The following is a 26,659-nucleotide window of genomic DNA, read 5'->3' on the forward strand; positions in this document are numbered from 1 at the left end:
TACAAAAAATGCCAATGCCAAAAGAGAGCCACTGCTAAAAAAATAGGGACATAACTATGTTACGCTTGACCAATACTGTGTTGCCCATGCATCCTGATCGGCTCTATGCTAGCGAAGGCAGCACTCAAGCGCCCTATCCGAGCGCTCATCAAGATATCAACGCTCATCGTACGTGGCAAGATAAGCTCATGCATAGCGCGAACGAAGCCGATATCATCGCCTTACTAAACCCCAATGGGAATTGCCAACAGCAGCAGCACGGTATCGACACCTATGTGCTGCATGTCTATATCCATGAGCGCCATCACCCACCCTTTACACCATTAACTCCTCTCATCGGTAGCTCCATCACGTTAAGCTTTGATACCCCAAGTGGTCTAAGCTTTCGTCATTTATATATAACAGCGGTACATCAATTAGATCATGAGGGCAGCTACGGTTACTATCGTCTGCTCGCCCAGCCCATCACTTATCGCTTGCATCAGCACTTACATAGTCATATCGACACTGACTTATCGGTACAGGCCATGGTAGCAGAGCGCACGGCTACGCTAGATATAGAAATCATCGATGATAGCAGCAATGGTGAAGAGGCTAACTGGACACCCGCACGCATGACCCAGTGGCAAATCAGCGACTGGACACATATTTGTGAGCGCCTCTCACGTCAAGGACTGACAGCCTATCTGCGCCATGAGCAAACGGATGAGCACAGTCCACCAAAGCTCATTATTACATCGCATAGTCCAAGTAATAGCGATGGCATCAGCTTAAATATTGGCGCGCTGCGTTACCAGCAAGTGTTACATGACCGTGTCCATGCACCAGTATTGGCATTGAGTGAGCAGGTCATCACCCAACCAAACTCAGTAAAGATGCAGCGTTTTAATAGCAGCAGTGTTGCACACCCAACGCAGTCCGCTGACGTTGCGATGAGCCGTAACCCTGATGACGTAAGCCATTCAAATAACCACACACTCACATTAGACACGCCAGCTGCTTTTGCGCCAGTAACAGAGACTGAAACCATAGACGAAGCAACCATCGTGGCAAACAGTCATCAAAATCGATATAGCATCTATCATGCCCTAGCCCATGCTACGGATTTGAGTGTTGCTGATACTTTTATGCTTGTCGATCACAGTGCGCTCAATCAGCACTACCGTGCTACCCATATCATTCATTTGGCACGCAATAGTCTAGCGCATGTCACAGGGCTGACCCAAAGCTCACGCCACCAACAGCGTCATGCCTCCTCTTTAGAAGCTGGCATTCATTTAACTCAGCTGCGCCTCATTACCGCTGATACCCCATGGGTCGGTCATCTATATGGCAGACATGCCCTACCGCCGATGACTGGGATCACTGAAATGCAAAATGAGATGGATAGCCGTAACCATATGACGCCCACGCGCAGCTATTTACTGGATAGCCCAGCTCAGCCTATCAACCGATTGGAGGCGCAAGCTGGCGCGAACTACGGCACACACTTCACCCATAGAGCGGACGACCAAACCCTGATGCAGTCTATCGGCGATAGCGAGCATCTAATTAACACTGGCAGTTTATTGTCATCGACTCGCCCTAGCCTATTTGCCACGGACAATGAACAAGCCATTGAAAGCGGTTATCGCAACACGGACAATGGTTTATCAGAATGGATTACTGATCATCGTACAGAAAAAGCTTACTCTCAGCTAAAAGTAGACAGTGCTAGGATATCTGCCAGTCTAAAGATGGGGGTCATCAATCCATCAGACACCGCCAAACGCGAAGGCATCAATGCAGCTACCAATGCCCAAATCAATATCAAATCAGGCGAAGCCCTCGTCCTTTCCACTCAACCGCAAACTCATACGCAATCTGGACAGCATAACTACCAGCAGCACACCCCGACTCTCACCCAAACTGGTCTTGGTGGTCAGCACTTAGCCGAACGTTTAACACAATTGGCGACAGGGCTTGGACGTCATGTCAATGACCACAAAGCGATTAAGACGCAGCTTGAGACTATCGCAGAGGAACAGCAAACCAAAACCCATCAAACGATGCCCTACACACTAATCGATAGCGCAGCAGACAGTGCTTATGTCAGTGACGATACGCTGATTCACAGAAGTATGGGTGAGATGATTAGTACTACGCAGCAAGATATGATGATCAGTAGTGGGGAGAGTCATAACCAAGTCAGTAGCGAGTCTCTAAATATCATAGCCGATGGTCAATTTAGCATGACCAATGCCAAAGAGAATATCACCCTCTCCGCCCATACGGGTAAGCTTGAAGCCACGGCTAAGCAAGATGTCAATATCGCCTCTTCGACCAAAGAGGTTGAGATAGTAGCGACGAATAAAATTACGCTGACCGCTGGTGGTGCAAGTATCACTTTGGATGGCGCAAATATTACGATAGCCGCAAAGCAGTTTACGGAGAAAGGTGGTAAGCATAGTAAGGCTGGGGGTGGAAGGGATGGGATGGGTTTGGCGGGGTTGCCCAGCTTAGTTCCTCATAAAAAGACGATGATGGATGGGGTTTATAGTTTGGCCTACCAGTTTTTGGATGACGATGATGAGCCTTATGCTAATACGCCTTATACAGCGGTGAATAAGCTTACAGGCGAAGGATTCAATGGGGTAACTGATGAAGATGGCTGGTCCGAACGTTTCCATTCTGATAGCGAGGATGAGATTGAAATTCATCTGGAGCTTGATTGGCAGAATGATGAACTAAAAGGTGAAGAATAATGAGTAAAAACTCTAATGGTACTACTGGTCCTTCTGATCCTTTTAAAGTGCTTAGGATCAGCCGTCGTGAGTTTACGGTTCATTTTAGACAGCCAAAGGATATGGCTGGACGTTATGGTTTTGATTATCCTAGAGATGCTGATAGATATCCTATGGAAGAGGTAACAGAACCTACAACAGGTAAGCGTACTCATAAAGCATTATTTAGAGGTAATATTTCTAATTTTAAAGATATTTATCTTAAAGATGCTATGTATTCACCACTATTGCATAAATACAATTATTTACCTGCATGGTTGGCTATCTTCCCGTATACAACAAACAGTATTTATAGAGGTGGCTCATCTATTCACAAAGATGGAATAAAATTAGATATTGAGCTTCAGCAACTAATTGGGGACACCTCTAAACTATCAGCCAGTAAATATACGAAGCTAGAGTTTGTATCTTCGAATCCAAGTAAACTCATTGTTTCGCCTTCAAGCATTTCAATTAAAAACTTTATCAATCGAGGACATAAAACCACCATGGTTGATAATGCTAATAAGAAAACTCGGAAGGATTATATTCTTAAAAGAGCAGTATTGGTTAAGGGGGTAAAGAACCAACTACTTAGCAAACATGAAAGTATCGCTGTTTACGCTATTTCTGCTAACTCTAAAGACTTAGTAGGAGAGTTGATGGTACATAAAAACAATCAGACATACAAAGCTGATTTAGTATTGGTGCCTACTAAAACATCTACCGGTATAAATAAAAAATCCTTAGAATCTATAGAGTGGTATTTAAAATACAAATCATTCAACCAAGCACTTATAAGAGCAGAAATTAAAACTGAAGAGCACTTCGATTTGAATAAATTTGATACCCACACACATATAAATTCTTATATAAAGCGAGTAAAGAAAAATAGCCATACTCAAGAATCAGCAAGTGACGGAATTATTAGTGCGTATGATAAATATGGACTGGGAAAGCATAAAGATAAAAAAGGTAATGCCTTATCTATTAATCAAATAGGGCACAAAAAGACTTATATTTTTCTATTAGATTTCGATGTAACAGGCTTGGACGGTAATGCACCTGCAGATTACTCCACTGGACAATTTGCATGGGGTAATGTTGCCATCGTTTTAAAATCAGGTTTAGACAACTACGAAACTTTAGTCCATGAAATAGCCCATAGTCTGGGAGTACATCACATATTTGAGCCTGGTTTTTCTAACCAATATAAATTCTATCAAGGGTTTAGTGATAAAGTGATGGATTATACTTGGCAAATAGGTATTGCACCTAATAACCCAAATTCACGTATTTCATTTGCAAGGTATCAATGGTACCTGATGCAAAAAGATCCCAGTATATATAAACTATAAGAGGTCTATATGAAAACAACCAAACTAACACTTACTATAATGGTTACTGCATTATTTCCCGCTTGTGACACCACTTATTCTGACTCACTTATTACCGAGTCCGATCAAGTGATCGAATCTGCTATAAAACTGGATGAATATAATAGCGCTGAGCACGTATCACCCTCGAATACTGAACCTCGAATACAACAGGAAGTCACTACAATAGACTGGGCTCCGCTTATTACGAGAACACCAGCAAAACAAGCCCGAGAACCATTTTTTTTACCTAACGAAAATGTAAAAGAAACTAAAAACTTATTCCACAAAGACTATAATTTAAACCAAATAAATAGTAAACAATTTGAAGAAACAGCATATGGCTTTTTTGTTGTCATTCAATATGATGATGGCACTATCTTAGATTACTCACTGGATAAAGTGAATAATAAATATTTTGTGAAGAGGTTTACCTTAGCTGGAAAATATCAACCACATGACCCGTTTAATAGACTCGATGAAGATATCATCTATAAAATATTAGAAATCAGCGGGGCAGATAACCCTGAATTATTTTTCCAAGAGCTCATCAGCAGCCCTAAGATCACCAAATACAAAGGATGTACTGTTCAACAAAAACAATCAAAATATGCGATGGTGGATTTGACATCATGTGAGTTTGATAACAGAACAGATTTGTCTTTATATAACTCTAAATCTAACCCTTAGAATAAGGCAAATCATATCAAACTAACTACGCCAGTCATGTGGCAGTTTGAAGGTCAACAAGGGTAAGGATATAAAATCCCATTATTCAAGCAACTAAGGCATGTTTGGTATTATGTTTAAACAAATTTTCATTACTCTGATTTGCTTTAGCTTCCTTTTTTTAGCTACTGCCTGCCAAGCAGAAAAAGAGGTTGTTATCCCCCCTCATGCTTATGTTTCAGTAGAAGAAAGCCCTGAAACCTTTAAAAAAAATAATGAGGACATTAAACAGTATTGGAGTTTTGATGATAATCCTCTCAATATTGGTAGCTTAGGCGTTACTTTTTATAAATTACGTTTTCCTAGCGATAATTATGCCACTGTTACGTTTACTTACCCTAATGTTCCGTCATTTACTATCCAAAATGTTAGTAGTACTTCAGGATTCTACAGTCACGATAGACCAGAACGAGGCATAGAGTCTTCTGCAGTTCGTTTCTTTATCGAAAATGCGCAAGGTAGTTATGGTGTTACGAAAAAAGATGCCTATGTCGCCATGCAAAAGTTGTTTAAACAGCTAGAAGAGCAAGATTGGTTAGATGATCACCGCATTGACGACCCTCGTATATCTATTCAAGATAGCTATACTTACGGTACTAGCGAAAACGTTGCAGATGATTTTGTAAATTATCAATACCCTTTAACTTTTAATCAATTCAAAAAACTACCGAGCTTACAAACATGGAGCTTGCGACATGGTACTGATGTTTTTTTAACGGTTGACATGCAATACAACTTTGAAGAAGAAATTGGTAGTTACGTCTATATGGTCAGCTTAGATTTTAGGTCTGAAGAAAATTATATTAATAGTTATATCAGTTATGACAATCCAAACGACACTATGGAATCACTCTTTACAAAGGCTTATCCAGACTTACCTACGTCTAGGTTATACGCTGAAACCCAAGCTTTAGAAATAGGTTTAGACATCCAGCAAAATCAACCTGACTACACCTTACCTATCGTTTTAGAAAGAACTGGCATCGATACCAGCAAATTCATCTCAATAGACCCCTACAAAATCACTTACGAAGAATTTATCGAACGTAAAAAAGCTGGTGAAGACATGACTCCTTATTATGAAAATCAGCCAAAGGCTAAGCCTGAAATAACCAGTCAAGTCCAAGGACGTTGCCCAGCAGGACAACCTTGCTCAAAATCAGGCTACTGGTTTACTTTAGCCAAAGCAGACAGCCGTAGTTACTTTAGACAAGGCGAAACCATGCCAGACTATCCAAACAACAACTGGGGTGAAGTGATTTGGCAGTTTGAGGGTAAGAAAGGTTAGTTTGTTATTATTTTACTTAAACCACCTTTGTGTGGTTTTTTATATTTATGACTCTCAACTCAAGCTCGAGCTCCAATAACAAACTGGACAACTACCAGTATCATCCTGCTACTTTGATGCAACTAGGGCTTGATAGAGAATTAAACGACCACAGGGCAATTAATAAGGCATTATTAAACAGTAATAATAAATAGCAAGCCAACACCTACCAACAAATATCATTGACACTGATTAATATGTACAAATAAACATCTAAAGGATAGAAAAATGAGTCACTTTATTATAGATGAAGGATTTGATTATTTTTTAGAAAAATTCGGCCAACCTGACTGGCAACAACCTGTTGATCAAGCTACCTTAAATTACTATCAGGGTAAATTACCTAATAGACTTCTATTCTATTGGCAACAGTTTGGTTTTTGTCGTTTTAAACAAGGTCTGTTTTGGATAGTCAATCCAGCTGATTATGAAGATGAGCTAGCGCTTTGGCTAGGTGAAGATATTTCAAAGCAAGATAGCTACTATGTCATTGCTCGTAGTGGTTTCGGTGAATTATACGTTTGGGGAGAGAAGACAGGGTTTGCTTTTGAGATCACCCCTACTCTCGGGTGGGTAAGGCTAAAACAAGGTGACGCAAAAGATATAGCCACTGGGCTTGAGGATAGAAAGTTAGAATTATTTTTTGCTTTTCAACAAATTAAATATATTGAGATGGAAGACAATAACGGTAAACCACTATTTGACCGTTGCATTAAAAAAATTGGCGCTCTTGAATACGATGAAATGTTTGGCTTTGTCCCTGCCCTTGCGATTAGTGACAATGCTTCTATCAAAAATATAGATAAGATGAATATCTTTGTACATCTCAATCTTTTACCCGACTTGATTGAAATTCAACATATCGACTTCAAACGCTTAGGACAAATGGCTTTTGGTGTTGAAGATTCATCAAACTTGCCTGATTTAGATAGTTTAGAGTGATTAATTACGACTAAGCCACCTTCGGGTGGTTTAAACACAGATACACTATCCTAGCAAGTCTTACTCATATCAATGGCGTACCTAGGAGACTCAACCTTTTAAGGCTTATGGTAGACAAAGGTGGCGACGCGCATATTGATACAGGCACTAGCGAAATTTTAGAGAAGATTAAGAAATGTAAAGTAGAAGAAGCAGTACCTTAAGAAATATAAGACACTGCTTTTTATCTAAAATACATCCATTCTTAAGCACTCATTATTTAACTATTATGCTTGGCTATCCAGTTTTGCATTTGCTCAATTTCAGCCTGCTGCGCGTCAATTACTTGTTGTGCCAATTGACGCATTTCTTCATTTTTGCCATACTTTAGCTGTATCTTTGCCATATCTACTGCGCCAATATGATGCGGCAACATACCACGAGCAAATGCCATATCTGGGTTAGGGTCAGCGATACCTGCTATCATTTCACTATGCATCGTATCCATACCTTTAGCATAAGCTGTCTGCATGGCTTCAGTATCAGACGTTGGCTCAGCAGCATCAGGATGGTTGGCAAGCCAGTTCTGCATTTGCTCGATTTCAGCTTTCTGAGCGTCAATAATCTCTTGTGCCAACTGACGCATTTCTGCATCCGTACCATACTTTAGCTGAATCTCTGCCATATCAACAGCACCTATATGATGACCAAGCATTCCTTGGGCAAAGGCAGCATCGGGATCGTTGTATGCCATGCCTGCCATCATTTCATCATGCATTTTAGTCATAGAGTCATTATACTCTCCATGCATGCCCGTCATCGCATCGCCTGACATATCATGACCTGCATGCGCATCCATCGCGCTAGTGTCTGTTGTAGCATTATTAACGGGAGCCGCCTCGTCTTTGACAGTAGCCTCTGTTACGTCATTCGTCGGCTGACAAGCGCTAAGCATCATCACGGCACTGACACTAACTGCAAGCATGGCAAGACGTGAATTTCTTATCATTTTCATGGTAGATCCTTAATTACGATCATTTGGTAGTTATGGTTCATATAAAAACTGGCAAATCAGCTAAGATCCACCAGTTGGAAAAATCATTTAATTTATGTACTAAGAGCAGTGTGTTTTAAGGCTATTTATTCTAATGCTTCGATCAGTGCCTGCATCTCTTTAATTTCACGCTTTTGTGCTTCGATGATGTCGTCAGCAAGTTGCTGTACTCTAGGATCTTCTATATCGGCTCTTGAGCTGGTTAAGATCGCAATTGAATGATGCGGTATCATAGCCTGCATCCAATCCACTTGATCGACGGTTGCTTGAGATCTGACGCCCCAGATACCCACGGTAAATAGCAATACGCTCAGACCATAAGTCATTAAGTTGACCTTAGTTTTCTTGTACATATTGCTCATAAAGGCGAGCATAATCACTGCCATGCCTGCGCCCATATATAGCGCCATATAGGCTCTGGTCTCACTAAAATAAATATGATCCCACTCATAAGTATTGAAGTACATCATGATATACATCACCACGGTAGACGTCAGAATCATGAGGGTAAACTTTACATAAGGGTTCATCTGTTTTTGCTCTGCATGATTCATCAGTCAGTCTCCATCAATGCTGCTATCAGTACTACAATGAGTAGCTGAAATTTAAACAATCTATCTAAATAAAGTATTGGCTTATAGCTGCTGCTCTGCGGACTCAATCTCAGCGTATACTTGGTTTGTGCCATCTTTATTGATTTGCATAATTTGGTACGGCATAAACTTATCTTGATATTCCATACCAGGACTACCGACGGGCATACCCGGTACCGCCAAACCAATGGCTTGCTTTGGTGGATTTTGCAAAAACTCAGCCACATACTTGGCAGGAACATGACCTTCGATGACATAACCATCACTGGTAACGGCGGTATGGCAAGAACGCATCTCAGCAGGCACACCGTAACGCTCTTTAAATAATGACAAGTCTGCAACATCATGGGCAGTTGTCGTTAACCCATTATCTTCTGCGTGCCCTATCCATTCTTTACAACAGCCACAATTGGCATCTTTATAGACAGTGGCTGACACGTTCTTGAGCAGGTCTGGGTTGTTGGCTGGTGTCTCTGTCACTGTTTGCTTACTCTGTATAGCGTTTGCCTCACCACTGCTGGCGTTAGCGGCATTGGTAGTAGAGGGGCTAGCATTAGAAGCATTGCTGTCAGATTGCCCACATGCTGATAATATGGCAGCGGTTAATAAGACCGCTGACCCTCGAACAAACTTAATGGTAAAAGGCATCATAGAGGCTTCTCATAGTGTTGAATATTTCATGGTGTTGAATATTAAAATTAGGATGTATTGAAGCCAAACTAGCATAACCACTCTGACAGTCAGATGACGCCAAGATGACAATTTTGTCATCTTCTAGGCTTAGCATAGGTTTATTACCAGTATTCCTCTATGATTGATAATAATAGAGACATTTTATATTGATCTCATCCTAAATAATTGGCGCGAGTATGCTATGAAAGTATTGTTAGTCGAAGATGAGTTATCGCTTGGCGACTACATTAAAAAAGGTTTAAGCGAGGCAGGTTTTATCGTTGAGCATAAAACCACCGGTTTAGATGGGTATCATGCATTGATGACTGAGGACTTCACTGTCGTGGTGATGGATGTGATGCTGCCTGATGTCAGTGGTTTTGAGCTGGTCAGTAACTATCGCGCTGCTGGTAACACCACCCCTGTATTATTTTTGACCGCAAAAGATGACCTTAGTGACCGCATAAAAGGCTTTGAGATTGGCGGTGACGATTATCTTACCAAGCCTTTTGCCTTCGCTGAGCTGCTGGTCAGAATCAAAAGCTTACTACGCCGTGCCAATCAAGCAGATTACGCCAGCACAGTGCTTCAAATGGCTGATTTAAAACTGGATATCGCCAAACGTAGTGTGCATCGAGATAAAGGTTCTATCAAATTGACGGCCAAAGAATTTGCGCTATTGCAGTTTTTACTTGAGCATCAAGGCGAAGTATTGCCCCGCTCTGTCATCGCTTCACAAGTATGGGATATGAATTTTGATAGCGATACCAATGTGATTGATGTGGCGATAAGACGCTTACGAAGTAAAATCGACGATGGCTTTGAAAATAAGCTCATTCATACCGTACGCGGTATGGGCTATAAACTAGAAGCGGACAATAACGCCGTTACAGTCAATAATGACACCAACATTAATGTGAGTAGTGAGGCTAATACGGTTTCTAAACTCAATCACGTTGAAGTGAAATAGCATGGCATATAAATCGGAGCATCGACGCCTATCATTACTGTGGCGCACTACTCTAGTATTAACGGTATGCGTGCTGATATCTCAAGCTTTTTTGTACATATGGATACAGCGTTCGGTCAATGATCATTTTGAACAAATGGACTCAGAGATCCTGACTCACGCTGCGTTTAATTTACGACAGTACATGACAGAGGTGACATCGGATGATCAGCGCCCTAACAACCTTGCCGACCCTGCTCATCTCGCCAATACAGCATCATCTGTGGTAGATATCTTTCGACCAGATTATGAAGTCAAAACAATTATCACTGACCATAATGGGCGTGTCATCAATAGTCAGCCAAAGGATTTTATTGATAAACTCAATGACTCCCAATTGGTCGAAAAACTATGGCAGCAGCACCGCGATCAACCCTTTGACTTGCAGCTTAATCATCGTCATTATCGCGCGCTGGTCATTGAGCACTCTAATCGCTTGGCATTCATCGCGCTACCGATTGATGTGCATCATCAATACCTTGCCCAGTTTAATCGCCATCTTATTCTGATACTTATTGCGATCACTTTTATCTTGGTATCAGTGGCGGCTTTTAGCGTCTATTTAGGATTCGCCCCCTTAGCGACCATCAGTCAAAAAATGGCACGTATCAACGCCGAGCAGTTAGACGATAGAATCATCGTCTCTGAAATGCCAAGCGAGTTGCGACCCTTGGCTGACGCTTATAATGCCATGATGGATAAACTCGAACACAACTTTGCCTCATTATCACAGTTTTCAGATGACATTGCTCACGAACTGCGCACACCACTGGCAACGTTAAGCACCCAAACTCAAGTGATGCTCAGTAAACCTAGAGACCATCAAGAATATGTCGAGCAGTTACATCATCAACACGACACGCTCAAGCAACTATCCCTGCTAATTAACAATATGCTATTGCTGGCAAAAACTCAAAAAGGCCTATACGACTCACAACGTCATCTTGTCGATACCGACTCACTGATAATTAAGCTCATCGATTATTTTGAGCTGATAGCCGAAGAGCGCGGTATCTCTTTTGAGAAAAAAGGGGCATTTGATGTGGTATTAGGGGATGAGAGCTTGTTACAAAGGCTGTTTGCCAACTTGATATCTAATGCGATTTACTACGCCGCCAGCGACAGTATCATTACTATTACCGCCGTTTCTAAGACTGCTAGCCTCATAAAACATAACGCTCACGCCCTTAGAGAAACGGCTCAGCAGCCATCGCTAAACATCACCATCACTAATCGCTTGCAGACGCCTCTAACTCAAGCGGAAGCAGATAGACTGTTTGAACGCTTTTATCGTCATCACAAATCCAATAATCAGCATTCGGGCACAGGGCTGGGATTGGCCATCGTACAAGCGATCGTCAATGCCCATAACGGCAAAGTCAGTATTACCATTAAGGATGAGTATTACTTTCAAGTTAACGTACAGTTATTAAAAGAATCATAGGGCGTGTTTAATCGAGAAATGGTCACCTTTTGGTCACCGAGCAGGTGGTCAGCAAGGAGGTGATCAGCGATTTTCAAAAGTTAGAATGTATGCAAACAAACTTATAGAGAATACTTTATCGAAGATAGACTAGTCCCTAAGAGTTGATAAGGAAAAAAAGCCAACCTTTATAGATAAAGGCTGTAAGAAGAATTTTAGACACAAAAAAACCCCAAACAAAATTATGTTTGAGGCGAAACTTGCTTAAACTCGAGAGTTTAAAATTTGTTTTAGCTTTTTACTAAATATGGCGCAGCGGACGGGACTCGAACCCGCGACCCCCGGCGTGACAGGCCGGTATTCTAACCAACTGAACTACCGCTGCTTAGGTCGTCTTAGCATCTTCTCTTATTACAGAGACACTCGCTAAAAAGAGTGGTGGGTGATGACGGATTCGAACCGCCGACATTCTGCGTGTAAGGCAGACGCTCTACCAACTGAGCTAATCACCCTAAGAAGCTTTAAAAAATTGCACTGCAATTTTAACTTCGCAAGTTAAAATTCCTTAAAAGGAATTTTATAGAAAGTTTAATCTTTAAAGTTGTCACGCTTTAAGTCAGTAAAAATTCTAACAACATTGAACTTAATTAAGTCCCCTTGCTGTGGGTGTGTATTATATAGATTTACACATGGCTGTCAAACAGTATTTTCAGTTTTTTAACCTATTTTATAGGTTTTTATTTATTAATCTGACAAGCCTATGTTTTCATTGGATTTATATTTTTATAAAAAACCAATAAATTTTCAAGCATGACCCTATTTACTGGCTAATGCTTGTTCGATATCCATTTTTATGGCTTCTGGTTTGGTGGTTGGCGCATAGCGGTCAATGACCTGTCCATCTTTACCAATTAAAAACTTAGTAAAATTCCATTTGATACCGTCTGTTAATACGCCACCCTTTTGCTCTTTAAGCCAATCAAAAATAGGATGAGCGTCTTTGCCATTGACATCAACCTTCGCCATCATTGGGAAACTGACACCATGGTTCTTTTGACAAAATGCGCCAATCTCCTCATTACTGCCTGGATCTTGCCCGCCAAATTGATTACAGGGGAAACCAATAACGACCAATCCTTGATCTTTATGTTGCTGATATACTGCCTCTAGGCCTTCAAATTGCGGCGTAAATCCACATTTGCTCGCGGTATTGACGATTAATAACACCTTACCTTGATAATCAGCAAAGGCTTTTGCAGTACCGTCCATACGTTCAGCGGTAAAATCATAAATAGTACTCATCATTTGTCCTTAAATTGATTAATTTATTATTTTGGTTTTTTTAAACTGTGCTCATTTTTCAATAACATTGAAAACGTTAATAATACTAATAACTGGCAAGGCAGCATCTCGCGCTTCCCTGCCATGACTCTAAAATACTCTAAGCAATTTTTTTAACAATTACTTTTCAGATTTATCTAAATCAATAGACACAGAATTGATGCAATAGCGCATCCCCGTCGTCTCGCTTGGGCCGTCAGGGAAGACATGACCTAAATGTGCGCCGCAGTTACTACAGGTTACTTCTGTCCGCGTCATGCCAAGCGAATTATCCACATGCTCCTCGATAGCGCTGTTATCAACTCCTTGGTCAAAACTTGGCCAACCACAGCTGGCATCAAATTTATTGCTTGAGTCAAATAAGCTCGCACCGCAGCCTTTGCAGCGATAAATACCATCATCAGTCGCATCGTTATAGACGCCCGTAAATGGGCGTTCTGTACCCTTTTCACGCATCACGTGATATTCATCAGCACTCAAACGCTCTTTCCAATCAGCTTCTGTTAATTGGCTGATTTCTTCTTGGCTAAGTTGATTGTCTTGCATAATGTATCCTTAATTTGGGTATGTATTATCTCATCCATTAGCATTAGCTTTTATCTGCTATTAACTAACACTTTATCGCCATATTTTTATAAAAACGATGGGCCTTATCTATTGTTTATTCACTCAATATTCAAGGCATACATTACAAGAAAACCATCATAAACAAGTGATAGCGTAAGGTATCGAAAAAGCTATGATAAATAAAATACAGCAAATTTTCTTAACATATCAATGAATACAGATGTAGCCATGATAATAACTCTCTGAAAGAAGTTTGATATATAGGGCGTGTCCTCAATTCAATCGATTATCTTCTAAATGAGCTGAAAATGGCTAAATTTTGCCAAACATCGTCAAATAGCTTAGCAATATCTCGATATTATTTGCACTACTTTCCTTGTTTGACGACAATTTATCTCATTTTTATTATCATTTTTAAAATAAGGACACGCCCTAGTAGAGCAGCAATGAGGCAACTATAATACTATTAATGCAAGTTATTCTTGCATTAATAAATATATCCTCCTTAAAAACAGCTTGCATTGATACTGATAATGCAATAATATCTTGCATTAAGGCTTAATTAAAACAAATGCCTGCTTTCCTTCTCTCCATTACCAACTAATGAATAAAGGCTTGAATGATTATGGCTGATGACAAAAATAAAAGCACACAAGCCGAAAGACTGGTACAGCTACGTCGTGATAAAGGGCTGACTGCTGAGCAATTAGCGCAAGCCATGACCGCAGCAGGCGCAAAAGTCAGTCGCGGTGCTATCTCGAATTGGGAGCGTGGCACCAATGGCATTGTGTCATCTAAACTACCAACGCTAGCACACATTTTAGGCTGCAGCGAAGGCTATCTGTTACGCGGCGAACTAAAAAACGACAGTGATAATAATAAAGAGGTGAGTAAGAGCGCTCATTCTCATAATAAGAATAGTCAAAATACGTCATCCGCTCAAGCTGACAAGATGCGTGACTCCCAAACCAATCAAACAGCTACAACTCCTACTATAGATACAAACTCACAAAATAACCCTATGAGTGGTCACACTATGAACACAATAAAAAAATCGGATAAATTACAAAATGTTTGCTACGACATTCGCGGCCCGCTACTACAAACAGCCAATAAGATGGAAGCAGAAGGCAAACGTATATTAAAGCTGAACGTCGGTAACCCAGCCCCCTTTGGTTTAGAAGCCCCGCATGAGATTTTGCGCGATGTGGCGATGAACCTACCAGACGCGACCGGCTATTCCGACTCGCAAGGGATTTTTTCAGCGCGTAAAGCCGTCCTACAGTACTACCAATCAAAAGGGTTGCTATCGGCAGTTGATGTCCGTGATGTCTATTTGGGCAACGGAGTTTCTGAGCTGATTGTAATGACCATGCAGGCCTTGATGAATGATGGTGACGAAGTGCTTATCCCAATGCCAGACTACCCGCTTTGGACGGCAGCGGCGAACCTAGCTGGCGGCACAGCGGTACATTATCGCTGTAATGAAGACGACAATTGGCATCCTGATATCGAAGACATTAAATCTAAAATCACCTCTAAAACCAAAGGTATCGTGGTGATTAACCCTAATAATCCAACGGGTTCACTTTATAGTGATGAATTGCTGAAACAAATTATTGAGGTCGCTAAAGCGCATGATTTAATCATCATGGCCGATGAAATTTATGATCGTATTCTTTATGATGATATGGTACACACCCCAATGAGCACCTTGACTGATGATGTGCTGGTGCTCTCATACAATGGATTATCAAAATCGCATCGTATCGCGGGATTCCGGGCAGGTTGGATGATGGTGTCTGGCAAAAAACACCATGCCACTGACTTTATCGAAGGCTTGGACATGTTAGCGTCTATGCGCTTGTGTTCCAACGTCCAAGGTCAGTATGCCATTCAAACGGCGATGGGTGGCTATCAAAGCATGAAAGAGCTCACGTCAGAGCGTGGGCGCTTATATAAGCAGCGTGAAATGGCCGTGTCACGACTTAATGCGATCAAAGGTATCTCTTGTACCATGCCACAAGGCGCGTTTTATTGCTTTCCAAAGATGGATCCTGATGTTTACCCTATCGAAGATGATATGGCATTTATGATGGATTTGCTTGTTGAAGAAAATGTCTTAATGGTGCAAGGAACAGGCTTTAACTGGGATAAGCCCGATCATTTCCGCTTGGTATTTTTGCCAAACCTACATGATTTAGAAGATGCCATGGATCGCTTGGATCGCTTCTTTGCCAAAAAGCGCAAACAATTTGGTACCGAATAGACCTTAATTTGACATAAAAAAACGCTTATCGGCATGATGCTGATAAGCGTTTTTTATTTGAAACGTGCTTATAAATAACCTTAAATAAGACTTAAACGAAAGCCTTAATAAGCGTACGTGTTAAAAAACATTAACCAAAATAATATAACTGATGGCAGACATTGCCGCTGCTGCAGGAAGCGTAATGATCCATGCCAAACCGATAGGTTTCATCAACGCCCAATTAGTGTCTCTATTGACAATACCGATACCAAGTACCGCGCCTACTAGCGTATGCGTGCTCGATACGGGCAGACCCATGGTTGATGCGCCCATAACCACTGCTGCCGCAGCCAATTCAGCTGAAAAACCAGAAGCGGGATGCATTTTTGCCAAGTTGGTACCAACCGTTTGAATGACTTCTTTACCAATGAACCAAAGACCAACGATAAGCGCAACACCAAAGGTCAGCATAACCGCAGGCGGTACAGCGGCTTCAGTTGCAATGCTATTGGTACGGATAACATCCATAATCGCGGCAAAAGGACCGACTGCATTAGCAATATCGTTTGAGCCATGGCTAAAGGCAAAAGCAGAGGCGGTAAAGACTTGCATCCAGCTAAACATAATAAACGTCGCTTTAGTCAAATCCTCTTTATGTTTACCGCGGATACTCTTGGTATAGATAAAGGTCGCAAGCCACACCAGCGCCGCGATCATACCCATGATTAAAAAGCCTTGCAGCGTCGTCATGCCATTATTGACATTCTTTAGACCTTTAAAGATGACCAAAGAGGCCATGACCGCGCCGCCTGCAGCCGCAATGATAGGAACCCATTGCTTCAACGCTTTTAGCGTATCAAGGTTGCTGCGTTCATTTTCAATCTCATAAAGCTGTTTATAATAATCAGTCTCTAAATCTTCAACATCGCAATCATCATCTTTGTAGATTTCTTGATCACGCAACATCGCTGACGTATAGGCAAGTTGTTCTGATTCTGTTAAACCGTCCAAAAATTCTTTGTGGTTTTGTTTTAAGGTTTTTTTGTCGCCTTTCAAAGTCGCAATGTGCGCCTCTGTTCTATCATTATATTCGATGATATTTTTCTTAATCTGTCCATATAATACATAGGACAAAACGCCGCCCAATAGCGGTGATAATACCCAAGAAATCGCGATGGTGCCAATCGTACTCCAATTCACCGTTGATAATGCCATTTCAGTACCACCTAACGTGATACCTAATACAACAGAGCTACCAACAACGCCGCCAATAATAGCGTGCGTGGTCGAAACGGGCAGACCCTTTTTGGTGGCAAATAACAGCCAAAATGCGGCAGCGATGAGCGCTGACAGCATGACATAAATGAATTGGTTGGGCGTTACTGAAAGACCATCTAAATCGACAATGCCGCTTCGAATGGTATCGGTGACTTCACCACCTGCCAGTACGGCTCCGGACACTTCAAATATCGCTGCGATACCCAGCGCTTGCGGGATAGTCAACGTCCCTGCACCCACTGAGGTACCAAAGGAGTTGGCGACATCGTTACCACCAATATTGAATGCCATAAAGACACCAAAAGCGGTGGCCACAATAAATAGCGTCGTCTGTTGACGCATCGTGTAATCTAGACCCCACCACAAAAAGTAGGAGGTCATCGCAATCAGTAAAATGGCAAAAAATAGATTTATTCTCATAGAACCGACTGATTTGGCTGGCTCTGTAGAACTGTTGCTAATACCCATACGTTGATACGTCCTGCGTAAGCTGATTGAAATTATAGGCGGTTGATGACATTGCGCGGCTATTAATAATGCTCGTGATGACTTCTAACATTAATATAACGTATATGAAACGCGCAATATGCTTGCTAAAAAACGGTTTTTCTTACTGCTATCTTGGTGCTCTACCCTAACGCTTATCTTTTATTTACTCGTATTTTATTTTACGTAAAGGCAATAAATAAGGTAAAACACATCACTCAATATGTCACAAAGCCGCAAGGAATGTTGCCAAATCGTCTGATTACAGCAGCTTGCGGCTTAGAGATGTCGTAGTAATAATTTTGGTGCTAATAACTGCTATTGTAAGAACCTTTACCAAACTTATTAACCAGAGTGATTAAAATGTCTGTGTCAAAGGATAAAACACGCTACTCACTCAGTGAGTTTAGTGCACAGCAGGAGCTATTACGCGCCTATTATATTAAATATAAGCGCATAATGCATGATGATATTGCAAGATTTGTAACTGCCAGCATATGTGTTAGAAAACATCCTGCTGTAACGCCGCATTATACTCTCTTTCCCTGAATTTATTTAACGTTAAATATATAATAATGACCAATCGCATATCAGCTGCCACACACCGCTGATAGTTGCTTAATCGCATGATCTAAAACATCCAAACGTGCTTGACGCTTCTCATTGGTCGCGATGACGCACCACGGTGCGTACTCTGTATCGGTACGTGCCAGCATATCCGCCGCAGACTGCACATAATCCGACCATTTATCACGGTTACGCCAGTCATCGTCCGTCAGCTTAAACTGCTTGTGCGGTGTCTCCTGACGTGCCTCAAAACGTTTAAGCTGTTCTTTTTTATCGATAGCCAACCAGTATTTGATAACGATTGTCCCCGCCGCGGCTAAATCCGCCTCAAAACGATTGATTTCATCGTAAGCACGCTGCCATTCCTCATCCGTGGCAAAACCCTCAATGCGCTCAACCAAAACGCGCCCATACCAAGTCCGATCAAAAATGGCAATACGGCTGATACGGTCGGTTTGCTCGTTCGGAAGTTTGGTCCAAAAACGCCATAGATAAGGATGTTGCAGCTCATATAGCATTGGCGCACTGATATTATAAATTTGATACTCGCGTGGGTCGAGCGGCGCCACCAATCTTTTGATCGCGCCACCTTTGCCAGAAGCGTCCATTCCTTCAAAGGCAAAAACGATATGACGCCCTTTGCGCGCACGCAGCAACTGGGCAAGGCGAACTTGTTTTTCTACCAACGCATCACGATAGTCCGACTTATCAATCTCTGCATCATCGATATCTTTTAAAAATTTAGGAATTTTTACAGGTTCAAACTTTGCTGATTTGAGTGCTTGCTGAGCTTGCTTCTTAGCCTTTGATTTATCAGAGATTTTTACTGTATTTTTTTTACTATTCATTAGCGCGGTTTGCATCGCTTGTAGCACTTCATGGCAAAAGTGGTCAGCCGCATCTGACTTGTCATCACCATCAATGATGATCCAATCATCTTGCTGGCGTAGCAGAACGGTAGCCACTTGATTAAAGGTTTCGATAACTTTTTTACTATTCCAGTCAATTTGGTATAAAAACTGCGGATCGGCTTCATCGTCATTCAATCGCGCTTGCAATGTTTCGATATCGACATGAAACCAGCATTTAAGCAGTCGGGTTTGATTGGTAGCTAGGTCTTGTTCGAATGCTTGTAGCTTAATAAGCTGCTGCTGTAAATAGGCTTGCCATTGCGCAGTCGGTAACGCTTTGTCGTTGTCTGACGTTGTCATACGCATGACGTTATAAAGCAAGTCAGCATACCAGTTGCCAAAATAAACCATCACATCGCCATGACGGGGTAATGCCTTGATATGTGCCTGCCAAATCGGCTGATACGCTAAGGGACAATCACCAACGGTTGCCTCAACTTTAAGTAGTCGAGGATCTACCCATTGGCGCAATTGCTTAACAGCTGTGCCCTTGCCTGCCTGCTCCATACCATTGACCAATACCAATAGCCCTGTTGGTTTATTGAGGATTGGCGGCGTCTGTTGCCGCGTTGCTCGTAGAGCATATTGGGCCGTGACCAGTGCCAATCTCAGTGCATCTTTGTCCATAGAAAACTGGCTCAGGGGATTGGGAGTTAAGCGCTCATCGATAATCTGCTCACTAAATTGTGCAGTTAGCGCTTGTGGTGCGGTGGGTTCAGTCGTCTTATTATTTTTGCTCATAACTGTCATCATCCTATGATTGAAAGCGTGTTAGCGCCATCATAGCATTGCAGCAATTCGGTAAATAACGCTGCTATGTAACAGTTTGACATTTGTATTCTGCTTTATTTTCTTTTAAGGTGAACACAATCTCAGACACATGCTGTAATCACGCTCTATAAATACAAAAACCAAAAGTATAAAACACGGTTTATCCTGAGCTTTTTATTCGCAACCTTTTAATCCTCTTTACTTTTATGCAGGTTTACTGACCATGGCCTCTTTAGCCGATTTACAACAACATTTGAACCGTTTTTGGGCACTGCCTTATCATGAAGATTTGGCATTAAACGATAAACTTAGTGAGGTGCAAGCTTGGCAACGAGATCGTATTCAGAACACTCACAAAGACTTGTTCGAGCAACCTCAAAATCAGCTGATGGCAGATTATTTTTTGACACAATTGTATGGCGGCGATGAGTTTAAATTGCTGGCCAGACAGTTAGAACGTATTGTGCCTAAAGCGCAAAAAGTTGAACGTTTTGCGCCAGCAGCGGCTTTAGAGACTGGCAGCATGGCAATACAAGCAGCTATCTTAGCGATAGAGCTAGATTTACATTTAGCAGAATGGCTATTGGCTCAAGATTTAGCCGTTAACGAAGACAACATGCTGAACGCCTATCGCGTAGTCAATGAAGCCGACACCAGACGTATCCAAATCGGTCATTTAAAAGAGGTGTGCTATCGTACCGATAAATATATAAACTCTTTTATGTTGCAAAAAGCCTTTGCCTTGGCTAAAGGCACCGCCTACCGTTACAACTATCAGCCTTTGTATGAATTTATCGATTCAGGCTTTAAAGCGATGAAACCACTAAAAAGTGTCAGCGGCTTTATTGAACCGTTTTGTGAGCGTGAGCTTGAGATTATTGACCGTGTTCATGAGACGGATAATGGCGGTAAGCCAATGACGTTTGGTGTATGATAGACGCATCATTTGCTTGGTTAGCTGCTATTTTATACCTTGCAAACCAATAATCATAAAAGTGAATCACAGGATAATGCTATGACCGATAACACCCATAATAACAACGCGCATCTCAATCAAAAACCTACCATCAATGGTCATTTACAAGATAAATTGGTCAGAGATAGCATCACCCACAATCAAAATATTACGGCACAGGTGCAAGCACGTCAAAGCTATGAAAATAATACCACGCTTAATACGGGTATTGATGCTGGCATCGAAAACAGCAAGAGAAATGACTTTACACAAGTCCAAGACCTACCAACGGGAACGCCACAAGGCCAACAAACCACTATGCCAAACCATACTACCAGCAACAACGCCAATAGCGACACTGTAGACAATACATCTGCACAAATACAAACCGCCAAACAAACACTTTTTAATCAGCGTGATGACATCAATAATCCACATACGCCTGATACTGACGGTAATGAAGAAACGCATTTTGGCTACAAGACCGTCAATAAGGCTGAAAAGCAAGCACGGGTCGCCGATGTTTTTACCTCAGTTGCCAAAAAATACGACATCATGAACGACTTAATGTCATTTGGTATTCATCGCCTATGGAAGCGTTATGCCATCAGCTTATCAGGCGTGCGTGCGGGTCAACATGTGCTTGATATCGCTGGCGGTACGGGTGATTTAGCCAAAGTCTTTAGCCGTGAAGTCGGCAGAAATGGTCATGTGGTGTTATCAGATATCAATGCCGCCATGCTCGAAGTCGGTCGTGAACGCTTAATCAATGCTGGCTGCAACAACGTCGATTTTGTATTGGCCAATGCAGAAACACTCGCACCATTTGATGACAATAGCTTTGATTTGGTCACTATCAGCTTTGGTCTACGTAATGTCACGGACAAAGACGCAGCGCTCAAATCTATGTACCGTGTACTTAAGCCAGGTGGACGTTTATTAATTTTAGAATTCTCAAAACCTGTATTTGAGCCATTGTCTAAGGCCTATGATTTATACTCATTTACCGCCTTACCTATTATGGGCAAGCTGATTGCCAATGATTCTGAGAGTTATCAATACTTGGCCGAATCGATTCGTATGCATCCTGATCAACAGACGCTGAAACAAATGATGCAGCAAGCGGGCTTTGAAAATTGTGATTATCATAACTTGACGGCTGGTATTGTCGCTGTCCATCGCGGCTTTAAAGCGTAAGATTAAGTTTTAAATTACATTACATAGTAATAGACATGCCATCACGTAAAATGGTGGCAACTGACCTTTACAAATGATGCGCTCTTTTAAGGCGCTCAACTGACTATGCGAGAGCCTTATGCTGACTGTTCTACTTTTGGCGGGTGCCGAAAAGCTGATTAACCTTGCTATTGCGAGTGATGAGATTACCAAATCAGGATTGGCACCGCTTGCTGGCAAAGTATTGCGACTCAATATGGCAATGCCTGAGATTCGTTTGGATATTTTATTCACTCATGAGCGTTTGCGTTTTGAGCCGGTGACAACCGAGAGTGTGTTTGAGCAAAGTGGCGCGATGAACGAGCACCAACAAGCCACTATGGAGCGCGCACGGATTGGTCATAGTCGCCCAGACTGTACCATTACTGTAGATAACCCAGCGCAACTGCTGAATCTGATGCGTGGTGCCGAAGGCAATTTACCTATCGCGGGTGATTATAAGGTACTCATGCAGCTCAAACAACTGGTCGCAGGTTTCGACCCAGATGTTGCAGGACAGCTTGAGCCATTTATTGGTAAGCCGATGGCCAGTCAGTTACATCTACTTATATCACAGCTAAAAGGTAGCTGGCGTCATAGTGCCAAACGCGCTTTTGATGACGTCAGCGACTGGGCTAATGAGGTAGCAGGTAATAGTGCTCCTGATCCTCTCGAGGCAGCAGAAGTAAACGATCTTAAGCAGCAACTGTTAAAGCTGCGGGCTGATGTCGAACGTGAAGAGGCCAAACTTGCTGCTATCAAAGATGAACAGGCACGTTTTCTCAATAACTCGTTTCATCAATAACTGTTGTCGTCGATGATCGCTAAATCCTATTATCGACAGCACTGTTTATAGATAAGTGCAATTTATAGACAAGCACAGTTTATAAATAAGTGCAGTGCCCACCCTATTTTCGACTTTCTTTAGAGTACCCATACCTCATGCTATTATCTCATCGCGCCCGTTTACTTGAGCTTTGGCGTATCGCCGCAATTTATCGCATCGATACTCATCTTTCTATCGAAGACGCGCCACAGCTGCAACCTTTGGCGCGTTTGATTCGCCTACATCCAGCGGCGTGGGGTAAAAAACACCAACCCAATGCGATTAAATATGCGCTTGAAGACATGGGCACGCTGTTTTTAAAGCTTGGCCAACTGCTGTCAACGCGTCGCGATTTAGTGCCGCCTGAGATTATCGAGCAATTGGTTCAGCTACAAGACAAAGTCAAACCTTTCAATTCTGATGTGGCCATTACCCAAATCCAAGACCCTAAACACGGTCTTGGTCAATCGATTGGCACATTGTTCGCACGCTTTGATGTCAAACCTCTAGCGGCGGCTTCTATTGCCCAAGTACATACTGCTGCATTGCATGATGGGCGTGAAGTAGTGGTAAAAGTGGTGCGTCCTGATATCCGCACCACCATCATTGCTGATTTTGAGCTACTACGCGAGCTGGCCGATTGGGCATCAGCGCGTATTGAAGCGGCACGTGCCATCCATATCGTCGATATTGTAGAAGACTATCGCCAAGTGATGTTAAACGAGCTGGATTTGACCTTAGAGGCAGACAATACCACTCAGATGCGCAACAACTTCTTGGGTTCCGCATTGATGTATGTACCAGAAGTCTATGATTCTGCCAAAAATGTGATGGTCATGGAGCGTATCCAAGGCGTTCCTATCTCGCAAGTTGCAGTGTTTGATCAACTTGGTTATGACCGAGCAGCACTAGCAGAAAAAGGCTTAACGATATTTTTTACCCAAGTATTCCGCGATAACTTTTTTCATGCCGATATGCATCCGGGTAATGTGTTTGTAGAGACGCCGCCGGTTAAAACACTCACCGCAGATATGGCAGCGGTTGACTTAGGACACGAGCCGCGCTATATAGGGCTTGATTGCGCCATCATGGGTACGCTATCAAAAGACGATCAGCTCATTGTGGCGCGCATGCTGTTGGCGGTGATGAATAACAACTTTACGGCGATGGTTGATATCGTCAGTAGAGCTGGCTGGATTCCACCAAATACAGACAAGCATGCCCTGATGCGCGATATGAAACGCACGGTTGGTCCAATGCTGCAAAAATCTATCAATGATATCGACTTTGCCGGTGTCTTAATGCAAATTTTAGATATCGCCCGTCGTCACCATATGAGTATCCCGCCGCAACTCATGCTGCTATTGAAGACCTTGGTTCATGTCGAAGGACTCGGTCGCGACTTGTATCCTGACCTTGATATCTGGTCACTTGCCAAGCCGATCTTAAGCAGTTGGATTAAAGAGCAGCTCGATCCGATGCGTAATTTGCAACAGCTGCGTCAGCAGTTACCAGAGATTTTATTATCGACGACTGATATTCCAAAGCTATTGGATCAAGGCTTACAAAGCCTTGCCTCACAAGGATCACGCCAAGACAGTCAACTGCGAGAAATACAACAAATTCGTGCGGATATGCTTAATGATCGACGCCGAGATTGGCTAGCACTGTCAGGTTTTGCCATTTTCATTGCCATTGCAACACAGGTTGTTGGCTGGCTCTCGCCTATCTTTTATATATTGGCTATTTTGGTTGTCGTTTGGCGTATTTTAGCCTAACGCTCTGTTATTTTTAATAAAAATAAGTATTGGTTAATAGCCAGTACTATCTAGGGCGTGTCATCAATTAGATTGTGAGGCTTAAAATGAGAAAAATTGTAGATAAACAAGGAAGAAATTGCCGTCAATATGAACATATTGACAAAATTACTGACGATGTTTAGCAAAATTTAGCCATTTTAAGGCCACTAAATACATTAATGTGCTAATTGATGACACGCCCTAGTATTTGTTCAATAAGCTCTCACTCACTTTCATTGCTTTTTAGTGACATTTAAAGTGAGTGAGAGCTTAGTTTTTACATTGCCTCATTTCTCATTGGCTCGGTAAAAAAGACGCCCTGTATAGGAATCACCCATGTCTACCGCTAAAATATCAATTGCTAAGAAAGACCACAGCGAGGCTATTGCTGCCTTACAAACTCGTTTCGGTAAACAACTTACTACCAATATAACGGTACGTGAGCAGCATGGGCATACGATGACGTGGCTTGCCAATCAGCCACCCGATGCCGTCTTGACAGTACAAGATAAGCACGAGGTAGCAGCTGCGGTGGAGATTTGCAATCAGTATCAAATGCCAGTGATTGCATTTGGTATTGGCTCATCCTTAGAAGGTCAATTAAATGCCCCATATGGTGGATTATGCATCGATATGCACGCGATGGATGCAATATTGCAGGTACATAATGAAGATCTGACCGTTACCGTACAACCAGGCGTCACACGTGAGCAGCTCAATCACTACTTACGTGATACCGGGCTGTTCTTTCCCATAGACCCTGGCGCCAATGCCAGTATCGGCGGCATGGTCGCGACTCGCGCCTCAGGCACCAATGCTGTCCGCTATGGCACCATGAAAGATGTGGTACTCGCGCTTGAGATAGTCACCGCTAGTGGAGAGATTGTCCGCACTGGTACCCGTGCCAAAAAATCTGCGGCGGGTTATGACTTGACGAGATTAATGATCGGCTCAGAGGGTACGCTCGGTATCGTCACCGAAGTCACACTTAAACTATTCGGCATCAGCGAATGTATTGGTAGCGGTATTTGCCATTTCCCAACGATTGAGGATGCCTGTCAGGCAGTAATGCTGACCATTCAAATGTGCTTGCCGATTGCACGCATTGAGCTACTTGATGCCATGCAAATTAAAGCCTGTAATCAATATGCCAATCTTGATCTGGATGAGACGCCTACCCTATTTGTAGAGTTTCATGGCACAGATGCCAGCGTCGCTGAACAAGCTCAACTGTTTACGGATATTATCGAAGAATTCGGCGGTCGTGACTTCGCTTGGGATACCAATGAAGCCGAGCGCAAGCGTCTGTGGCAAGCAAGGCATAACGCTTATCATGCCAGCTCTGCTTTACGTCCTGACGCCAGCGCCTTATCGACGGATGCTTGTGTGCCCATTTCACGATTAGCAGAATGCGTCAGTGCAACAGTAAAAGATATCGAAGCGTCGGGCATGATTGGGCCTATCGTCGGTCATGTTGGCGATGGTAATTTTCATGTTTTGTTATTAGTCGATACCGAAAACCCTGAAGAAATCGCTACTGCTGACGGCATTATCAGCCGCTTAGCTACCCGCGCTATTGAAATGGATGGCACTTGTACAGGTGAGCATGGCATCGGGCAAGGCAAACAAAAATATATGCAGCAAGAGCACGGTAACGCCTTAGTGCTGATGCAAGCGATCAAGTCAGCTCTTGACCCTAAAAACATACTTAACCCTGGTAAAATATGGCCTGTGGCTTTACCCACTGTTTAACTGTTGAATATTGCTGATAAGAAATCAAAGCCTAAAAATGCGCCTACGTTTAACTAGAGTATTAAACGTAGGCG

The 26,659-nt window shown here is 42.4% G+C and carries 20 protein-coding genes and 2 tRNA genes; 13 read left to right on the top strand and 9 right to left on the bottom strand.

The window, feature by feature from the left end:
• Positions 1–56 precede the first annotated feature (56 nt).
• From JMX95_RS04620 to JMX95_RS04640, 5 genes are all read left to right on the top strand, one after another.
• Complete coding sequence (locus tag JMX95_RS04620) at positions 57–2,744, top strand: DUF2345 domain-containing protein (protein WP_201560127.1); 2,688 nt, start codon at positions 57–59, stop codon at positions 2,742–2,744.
• Positions 2,744–4,120: a hypothetical protein gene (locus JMX95_RS04625; protein WP_201560128.1), complete on the top strand. Its 1,377-nt coding sequence runs from the start codon at positions 2,744–2,746 to the stop codon at positions 4,118–4,120. The genes JMX95_RS04620 and JMX95_RS04625 overlap by 1 nt, the downstream gene beginning before the upstream one ends.
• Before the next feature lie 9 nt (positions 4,121–4,129).
• A complete protein-coding gene (locus JMX95_RS04630; protein ID WP_201560129.1) occupies positions 4,130–4,828 on the top strand; it encodes a hypothetical protein in 699 nt (232 codons plus the stop codon).
• A 100-nt stretch (positions 4,829–4,928) separates the two neighbouring features.
• A complete protein-coding gene (locus JMX95_RS04635) occupies positions 4,929–6,155 on the top strand; it encodes a hypothetical protein (protein ID WP_201560130.1) in 1,227 nt (408 codons plus the stop codon).
• Positions 6,156–6,422: 267 nt separating this feature from the next.
• Entirely contained in the window at positions 6,423–7,136 is a 714-nt protein-coding gene (locus tag JMX95_RS04640) for a GAD-like domain-containing protein (RefSeq protein WP_201560131.1), read from the top strand.
• Positions 7,137–7,395: 259 nt separating this feature from the next.
• On the opposite strand, the gene JMX95_RS04645 is transcribed toward JMX95_RS04640, so the two are convergent.
• The 3 genes from JMX95_RS04645 to JMX95_RS04655 all read right to left on the bottom strand — a co-directional run bounded on the left by JMX95_RS04645 (position 7,396) and on the right by JMX95_RS04655 (position 9,413).
• Positions 7,396–8,130, bottom strand: coding sequence for a DUF305 domain-containing protein (locus JMX95_RS04645; RefSeq protein ID WP_227675966.1), 735 nt, complete (start codon positions 8,128–8,130; stop codon positions 7,396–7,398).
• Between the two features lie 125 nt (positions 8,131–8,255).
• Positions 8,256–8,723: a DUF305 domain-containing protein gene (locus JMX95_RS04650; protein ID WP_227675967.1), complete on the bottom strand. Its 468-nt coding sequence runs from the start codon at positions 8,721–8,723 to the stop codon at positions 8,256–8,258.
• Between the two features lie 81 nt (positions 8,724–8,804).
• Positions 8,805–9,413 carry a DUF411 domain-containing protein gene (locus JMX95_RS04655; protein WP_201560132.1) on the bottom strand — a complete coding sequence of 203 codons (609 nt, stop codon included), beginning with the start codon at positions 9,411–9,413 and terminating at the stop codon, positions 8,805–8,807.
• Positions 9,414–9,636: 223 nt separating this feature from the next.
• Between JMX95_RS04655 and JMX95_RS04660 the strand changes: the two genes are divergently transcribed.
• Positions 9,637–10,404, top strand: a complete 768-nt coding sequence (locus JMX95_RS04660; protein ID WP_201560133.1) for a heavy metal response regulator transcription factor — start codon at positions 9,637–9,639, stop codon at positions 10,402–10,404.
• Between the two features lies 1 nt (position 10,405).
• Positions 10,406–11,887, top strand: coding sequence for an ATP-binding protein (locus JMX95_RS04665; RefSeq protein WP_201560134.1), 1,482 nt, complete (start codon positions 10,406–10,408; stop codon positions 11,885–11,887).
• 287 nt (positions 11,888–12,174) lie between these two features.
• Here JMX95_RS04665 and JMX95_RS04670 read toward each other — a convergent pair.
• The 4 genes from JMX95_RS04670 to msrB form a co-directional block, all read right to left on the bottom strand.
• Positions 12,175–12,251: transfer RNA gene (locus tag JMX95_RS04670), tRNA-Asp, on the bottom strand.
• A gap of 51 nt (positions 12,252–12,302) precedes the next feature.
• A tRNA-Val gene (locus JMX95_RS04675) sits at positions 12,303–12,378 on the bottom strand.
• Positions 12,379–12,682: 304 nt separating this feature from the next.
• Positions 12,683–13,168 (bottom strand): glutathione peroxidase, encoded by a 486-nt coding sequence (locus JMX95_RS04680; protein ID WP_201560135.1) that lies wholly within the window; start codon positions 13,166–13,168, stop codon positions 12,683–12,685.
• A gap of 159 nt (positions 13,169–13,327) precedes the next feature.
• On the bottom strand, positions 13,328–13,753 hold the full coding sequence (gene msrB, locus JMX95_RS04685) for a peptide-methionine (R)-S-oxide reductase MsrB (RefSeq protein ID WP_045448234.1): 426 nt from the start codon (positions 13,751–13,753) through the stop codon (positions 13,328–13,330).
• 646 nt (positions 13,754–14,399) lie between these two features.
• Here msrB and JMX95_RS04690 point away from each other — a divergent pair.
• The gene (locus JMX95_RS04690) at positions 14,400–16,043 is read left to right on the top strand and encodes an aminotransferase class I/II-fold pyridoxal phosphate-dependent enzyme (RefSeq protein WP_413786816.1); all 1,644 of its coding nucleotides are present in this window, start codon (positions 14,400–14,402) and stop codon (positions 16,041–16,043) included.
• Between the two features lie 120 nt (positions 16,044–16,163).
• On the opposite strand, the gene JMX95_RS04695 is transcribed toward JMX95_RS04690, so the two are convergent.
• Entirely contained in the window at positions 16,164–17,771 is a 1,608-nt protein-coding gene (locus JMX95_RS04695) for an inorganic phosphate transporter (protein WP_201560136.1), read from the bottom strand.
• Between the two features lie 608 nt (positions 17,772–18,379).
• The gene (locus JMX95_RS04700; RefSeq protein WP_201560137.1) at positions 18,380–20,008 is read right to left on the bottom strand and encodes an ATPase; all 1,629 of its coding nucleotides are present in this window, start codon (positions 20,006–20,008) and stop codon (positions 18,380–18,382) included.
• Between the two features lie 253 nt (positions 20,009–20,261).
• Here JMX95_RS04700 and JMX95_RS04705 point away from each other — a divergent pair, with 253 nt between their 5' ends.
• The 5 genes from JMX95_RS04705 (at position 20,262) to JMX95_RS04725 (ending at position 26,585) form a co-directional block, all read left to right on the top strand.
• The gene (locus tag JMX95_RS04705) at positions 20,262–20,972 is read left to right on the top strand and encodes an FFLEELY motif protein (RefSeq protein WP_045451210.1); all 711 of its coding nucleotides are present in this window, start codon (positions 20,262–20,264) and stop codon (positions 20,970–20,972) included.
• A gap of 81 nt (positions 20,973–21,053) precedes the next feature.
• Positions 21,054–22,190 carry a bifunctional demethylmenaquinone methyltransferase/2-methoxy-6-polyprenyl-1,4-benzoquinol methylase UbiE gene (gene ubiE, locus JMX95_RS04710; RefSeq protein WP_201560138.1) on the top strand — a complete coding sequence of 379 codons (1,137 nt, stop codon included), beginning with the start codon at positions 21,054–21,056 and terminating at the stop codon, positions 22,188–22,190.
• Positions 22,191–22,308: 118 nt separating this feature from the next.
• Complete coding sequence (locus JMX95_RS04715) at positions 22,309–23,013, top strand: SCP2 domain-containing protein (RefSeq protein WP_201560139.1); 705 nt, start codon at positions 22,309–22,311, stop codon at positions 23,011–23,013.
• A gap of 137 nt (positions 23,014–23,150) precedes the next feature.
• The gene (locus JMX95_RS04720) at positions 23,151–24,812 is read left to right on the top strand and encodes an ABC1 kinase family protein (RefSeq protein ID WP_201560140.1); all 1,662 of its coding nucleotides are present in this window, start codon (positions 23,151–23,153) and stop codon (positions 24,810–24,812) included.
• 357 nt (positions 24,813–25,169) lie between these two features.
• Positions 25,170–26,585 carry an FAD-binding oxidoreductase gene (locus JMX95_RS04725; protein ID WP_201560141.1) on the top strand — a complete coding sequence of 472 codons (1,416 nt, stop codon included), beginning with the start codon at positions 25,170–25,172 and terminating at the stop codon, positions 26,583–26,585.
• Positions 26,586–26,659 lie beyond the last annotated feature (74 nt).

This window comes from Psychrobacter sp. NC44, from assembly GCF_904846655.1.
Taxonomy (GTDB): domain Bacteria; phylum Pseudomonadota; class Gammaproteobacteria; order Pseudomonadales; family Moraxellaceae; genus Psychrobacter.